Annotated in this window: 5 protein-coding genes; 4 read left to right on the top strand and 1 reads right to left on the bottom strand. The window is 32.3% G+C overall.

The features are described from left to right. Nucleotides 1-233 precede the first annotated feature (233 nt). Nucleotides 234-866, top strand: coding sequence for a hypothetical protein (locus HGPT_RS05330; protein WP_019138809.1), 633 nt, complete (start codon nucleotides 234-236; stop codon nucleotides 864-866). A gap of 960 nt (nucleotides 867-1,826) precedes the next feature. Here HGPT_RS05330 and HGPT_RS05325 read toward each other — a convergent pair. Then, nucleotides 1,827-3,263: a hypothetical protein gene (locus HGPT_RS05325; RefSeq protein ID WP_019138808.1), complete on the bottom strand. Its 1,437-nt coding sequence runs from the start codon at nucleotides 3,261-3,263 to the stop codon at nucleotides 1,827-1,829. Between the two features lie 174 nt (nucleotides 3,264-3,437). Here HGPT_RS05325 and HGPT_RS05320 point away from each other — a divergent pair, with 174 nt between their 5' ends. The 3 genes from HGPT_RS05320 to HGPT_RS05310 form a co-directional block, all read left to right on the top strand. After that, nucleotides 3,438-4,850, top strand: coding sequence for an FAD-binding oxidoreductase (locus tag HGPT_RS05320; RefSeq protein WP_019138807.1), 1,413 nt, complete (start codon nucleotides 3,438-3,440; stop codon nucleotides 4,848-4,850). 19 nt (nucleotides 4,851-4,869) lie between these two features. Continuing rightward, nucleotides 4,870-6,006, top strand: coding sequence for an acyl-CoA dehydrogenase family protein (locus HGPT_RS05315; protein WP_019138806.1), 1,137 nt, complete (start codon nucleotides 4,870-4,872; stop codon nucleotides 6,004-6,006). Nucleotides 6,007-6,015: 9 nt separating this feature from the next. Then, a partial coding sequence (locus tag HGPT_RS05310; protein ID WP_040542600.1) for an electron transfer flavoprotein subunit beta/FixA family protein occupies nucleotides 6,016-6,295 on the top strand: 280 nt, incomplete at its 3' end.

Raw genomic sequence — 6,295 nt, 5'->3', positions numbered from 1 at the left:
TTAAAAGGTCTATTGATGTAAGGATTCCTTTGTCAATAGACTTTTTATTTTAAATACTCCTTTTAAAATTAGTAAAATATTTTGCTTTAATTATTCCACAATGAGTAATCTCATTACATATTAAAGATAAGAAGATCTTCCTTAATTGGAAGATTTTTTTATTGCAAAATTATTTCGGATTTTTTATGTAGAGAATTTTAATATAAAGGGGTAAATATGAAATAGGTGATATTATGAAAAGTAAAGTCGCAAAAATTTTTGCTATTGTAATTCTTCTTGCAATAATTTTATTTGCAGCGGTTCAAGTTTATTTTTCTCCTACTCCAGATTTTAGAAGAAATAATTCTATACATGGTGTTAAGGTAAATATAAATGTCTCTGAAGATGATAGAAAGCCTATTGTTAGGACATTTGAAAGATCGAAGTTTGAAAGTATGCCTGAAAAGAAAATTGCAAAAGTAAAAGATACAGTTGATGGAAGAATTGAGGGAGATATTCCCTGTATACATTTAAATGAAGACAATAAGATTTATTTTACTTTTGAAAAAGATGGAGAAATTTATGAACCAGAAATTCCAAAAATAAAAATATTTGCCCATGCTTCTCATTATGACGATAAAGAAAAACAGAGACTAATAGAGGGAGAGCTAGATAGGCTTGATGACGGCAGGTATTGTTATGAAACTAAAAGATATAGCACTCAATTTGAAAAATATTTTATGGAATATTTAAGGATTGAAATTTACTACACAATTGATGGTGTGGACTACCTTTCTACCTTTGGGACCTTCCAAGATAATGCCAATGATGGGACAAACTTTTTTGACAATGAAGAATTAGAAAATCCAATTCCTCCAGAATTATAAAATAGGAAAAAAATTCCTCAGCATTAGAAGGCGCAAGTAAGGGATTTGTTATCCCTTGAAAATTCGGCATAGTTTCGGAGAAATCTTTGGCTATGCCGTTTTTTCTTTGCTATATGTCAAATATTGGGGGACTCCTTAATTCGAGTCTCTCTTTTTATTTAAAAATCAACATTTAGACGCTGATTAAACTATCAAAACTAAAATAACTAAAAAACTTTAAAAATAAACATAGCAAATAAAACCCTTAGGGGTTTTGCAAAATTTTCCTGTTTTCCCTTCACTACTTACAAGCAAACATAGTTCTTTTTCTAACATTCTCTAAATCCCATGAAACTTGTCTTATGAAGTGATACCTATTAACTATATGAATAGAATTTTAAAGAATCTATTCTTAACAGACTTAAAATTATTAGACATATCACTTACAAAAAACTTAACAGCTTGTCTCTCTTTGTTAGGAACATTTTTTAGAGTATTTAAACAAAAAGTTCTTATCGCGAGTAGGCAAAATATCAATGAAAGAGTGCTTATCACCATCAAGAAGAGAAGTCTCATATTTAAAACTTACTCTATCTCCTTTAAATGAATAAGACATTTATTACAATGAATATGAGTATCCTTAATCTTTTGAATCCTATTTTAAAACACAATAAAAATTCATGTTATTATTTTGCACTTATATGAAGCTCCTAGCTTTGTTTGTTGTTATTTTAAGTTTGGGACTAAATGCCTATAAGTGCAATTTTTTTGTATAAAACTATCTGTTAGATATTTACTCCCCAACAGATATTGTAGAGCCTTTTTTAATCAACTCAATTTTTGATTTAATAGTTTGTGATAATAGAAAAGGATGCAAGCTTTTGTGGCTGCATCCTTTTTTGTCATTTATATTTTTGTTTATTTTAATAGTTTTTAAAAGTTTTTATTGTAGTGTTTAAATTTTATATACTTTATAAATCCTTAGTTCTTCTTGGACATTTTTTTAAATACCTGGGCGTATTTGTCAAAGAGTTTTTCTAATTCTTTTACTTCATATTTTTTGCTGTAAGGGCTATTTATTATTTCTCTTAGGACGCTTTGGATCTTGTTGTGGATTTTTATGTTTGTTACTATTGATGCATTTGTGTGAAGTTTGTCCCTGCCGATTTTTTTGAAAAACATATTGTTTTCGTTTATAAAGAAGTTAAATTTGTCCAGTCCTATGGATTTTAGGTATCTGTTGTCATTTATGATGTAAAAGTTTATGTTTTCGTTATTTTCCATAATTTCTATTATGTTTTTTATGTGGTCCTCAATTTCCCCAGGGCTGAGTTTTGCTTTTGTGGAACAGTAAAGAATGTCGCCTGTTTCCAGATAGTTTAGAAGGCTAGTTCTCGTTGTGAGGAAGTTTATTTTTGCGTCCACAAAAAGTTCTTCCCAGAGGAGTTTTATGCCAGAAATTTCTTTTTTATTTATTTCTCTATCGTCGTCAAGGGAGTCTTCTATCCTGTCTATGATGTAATTTGGAAGTAAGAATTCAAAGCCGTAATTTGACAAGAATAAGAATTCGTTGTCTGAATAGAAATATTTTCTGTAATCTGTCTCTGCCATTTCTTGGGGAGAAGATGTGACTATGATTTTATTTAATCCTTCAAAGAAGTTATTCATAAAGGAAGAAATTTCAAAAAGTGTGTCGAGTTCACGTCCTGATGTTAGGGTTGAGTAATCTTCTCTTTCGGCAATTATTATATACATTTCGTCTTTTATGAGTATGAAGTCACAGTGGGTATAGCTTCTTTCATAGAGTTCAATGTTGATGCTAGAGTTGTCAGTAATTATTTTTAATATGTCTATATTTTCTATGTAGTCTTTTTTGCAAAGTAGGTGGAGGTTCACTTCTACTTCCTTTGCAATTTTTTTTATGCTTTGGATGAGGATTTCTGCATAGGGGCTTCTTATGTCAAAGGTTGCCCGAATGTCAAGGTCCTTATTTTCCAAAATTAATTGGTCCAGGATTTCTTTTAAGTCAATTTCTACGCTAGATGTTTTGAAAATGAAATTAGTAGTTGAAGGGATTTCTTCTTTTACATCTGTGTTTGTGTAGGCGTAGGCTTCGTTTAGAAGTTTGTATATTAGTATTTCTAGACCTTTTTCTTCGTCTTTTTTTAGTATTTCTGAGTTTTTTATTTCAAAGCTTAAAAGAAAGTCCTTAGTCTTTTTTTCTTCTATTAGGGCCTTGGCAAAGAGTGGGGCAAGTTTTCTATTTATTGTGTAGATATTTTTTGATGAGGGCAATTTTTTGCCGCTGTTCCACTTGCTTATGTAGGATATGTCGTAATCCAATGCATAGGCAATGCTAGATAGTTTTGTATTTGTCATGTCTAGTAATAATTTAAAAACTTGTCTGTAATGCCACATAATTTGCTCCTTTAAATTTAAAAATATATATAAATTATATTTATTTGTTGAATAAAAGTCAAATTTTGTAAGGATAATTCAACATATTGCAACTACTAATAAGGGGTTTTTATAGGATTAAGCTATATAATTAAATTAACAAGAATATTTTTAATAAATTATTGGAGGGAAAAAATGGTAAATTATAATGCTGTTACAGAAAGCGTAATAGAAGATATTAAAAATGCTGTATCTGGCAAGGTTTATGTTGGCGAAGAAATCAACATTGACTTTTTCCACGATGAAATGCCTATCTACGGCGAAGGACAACCTGAACTTGTTGTTGATGCAACAAATGCAGAAGAAATTGCAAAGGTTGTAAAGATTTGTAATGAAAACAAGATTGCTGTTGTGCCAAGAGGTGCAGGTACTGGTCTTACTGGTGCTGGTGTTTCTAGACATGGTGGCGTTATGATCAATATGCAATCTATGAATAAAATTCTTTCTTATGATGAAGAAAACATGGTAGTTAAGGTAGAACCAGGTGTATTATTAAATGACCTTGCTGAAGACTGTCTATCTAAAGGATACATGTATCCACCTGATCCAGGTGAAAAGTTTGCAACTCTTGGGGGAAATGTTGCTACTAATGCTGGTGGTATGAGAGCTGTTAAGTATGGCACAACAAGAAATTATGTGCGTTCAATGGAAGTTGTTCTTCCTACTGGAGAAATCACAACTTTTGGTGCTACTGTTTCAAAGACTTCTACTGGTTTCTCATTAAAAGACCTTATGATTGGTTCTGAAGGTACTCTTGGTATTATTACAGAACTTACTCTAAGGATTATCCCAGCTCCAAAGGAAACTATTTCTCTAATTGTTCCTTATGAAGATCTTGACACTTGTATTTCTACAGTTCCAAAGTTATTCAAGGCTCACTTAAATCCACAAGCTATTGAATTTATGGAAAAAGAAATTGTAAATATGTCAGAAATTTATATTGGAAAATCAACTTTCCCTAAGGAATTAGAAGGAATTGACATTGGCGCTTATCTTCTTATCACTTTTGACGGAGACAATGAAGACGATCTTAACGACATTATTGAACAAGCTGCAGAAGTTCTTATGGAAGCAGGAGCAATTGATATTTTAGTTGCCGACACTCCAAACAAGATCAAAGAAGCTTGGGCTGCAAGATCATCTTTCCTTGAAGCAATTGAATCTCAAACAAAACTTCTTGATGAATGTGACGTTGTAGTTCCTATTAACATGATTGCTAAATATGTTCACTATGTAAATGAAAAAGCTAAGGACTTCCCATTTGAAGTTAAGTCTTTTGGTCACGCAGGCGATGGTAACTTACACATTTACACTTGCTCAAATGATATGGATAAAGATGAATTCGTAAAAGAAGTTGAAGTATTTATGCAAGATATTTATAAGAAAGCTTACGAATTTGGCGGACAAATTTCTGGAGAACACGGAATTGGTTATGGTAAAAAATCTTTCTTACATGAATTTGAAGGCGATGTTAACACTGAACTTATGAGAGGAATCAAGAAAGTATTTGATCCAAATTTAATTCTTAACCCAGATAAGGTTATTTAATAGAAGGAGATTTTAATAAATGTCATATTTAATTTCAGAAGAAGCACAGGATTTACTTTTAGACGTAAGAAATTTTTGTGAAAAAGAAGTTATAGATGTTTGCAAGGAAGCTGATAGAACTGGCGAATTCCCAGAAGAACTTTATGAAAAGGCAAAGGAACAAGGTTACTTTGCCCTTGAAGTTCCTGAAGAATTAGGTGGTCCTGGTCTTTCTAGAGTAGATGTTGCTGCTCTATTTGAAGAAATGGCTAAGGCTGATGCTGGTTTTGCCACTACTATTTCTGCTTCAGGTCTTGGAATGAAACCAGTTCTTATTGCTGGTAGCGATGAACAAAAAGAATATATTGCCGATGTAACAATGGAAGGCGGACTTGGTGCTTTCTGTCTTACTGAACCAGGTGCTGGTTCTGATGCAAGCTCAGGAACAACTACTGCTGTAAAAGATGGCGATGAATATGTCTTAAATGGAAGAAAGTGCTTTATAACTAATGGTGCTGTTGCATCTTATTATTGTATCACTGCTTCAACTGACAAATCTAAGGGCGTAAAGGGTCTTTCAATGTTCTTAGTGCCTGCTGGAACTGCCGGTTTAAGTTCTGGTAAGGAAGAAGATAAGATGGGAATTAGAACTTCTAACACAACTGATGTTGTTCTTGAAGATTGTAGAATTCCTGCAAAAAATCTTATTGGCAAAGAAGGAGAAGGTTTCTCTATTGCAATGAAGACTCTTGACCAAGCTAGAGCATGGATGGGTTGTCTTGCTGTTGGTATAGCTCAAAGAGGAATCGACGAAGCTAAAAAATACACAAGTGAAAGAATCCAATTTGGAAAAGCAATTAACAAAAACCAAGCTATTCAATTTAAATTAGCTGACATGGACATTCAAACAGAAGTTGCAAGACAAATGGTTGCCAACGCTCTTACAAGAATGGACATGGGACTTAGCTACAACAGAGAATCTGCAATTGCAAAATGTTATGCATCTGATATTGCCATGAGAGTTTGTGAAGATGCTATTCAATTATTTGGTGGATATGGTTATTCAAGAGAATATCCAGTGGAAAAACTTTTAAGAGATGCTAAGATATTCCAAATTTTTGAAGGTACAAATGAAATTTTGAGAATTGTTGTTGCTAATAATTTATTGAGAGGTTAAGGTTTTAAAATGAATATTTTAGTATTTATAAAAGAAGTGCCTGATGATTCAGTGGCAGTTTCTGTAAAAGATGAGAAGGCTGATATTGAAAACATCACGCCTGTTGTCAATGCTTTTGACACTTACTCCCTTGAAATGGCAGTAAGACTTAAAGAAGCTAATGAAGATTCACAAGTTGTTGTGGTTTCTATAGGAAATGAAGAGGTTAAAAATTCTCTTAAAAACTGTCTAGCAGTTGGTGCTGACAAGGCATACTTAGTAAAGAATGATGATTATAAAAAGCTTGATG

It is taken from the genome of Peptoniphilus timonensis JC401, assembly GCF_000312025.1.
Classification (GTDB): Bacteria; Bacillota; Clostridia; order Tissierellales; family Peptoniphilaceae; genus Peptoniphilus_A; species Peptoniphilus_A timonensis.
This window is presented reverse-complemented; position numbering and strand designations above follow the sequence as displayed.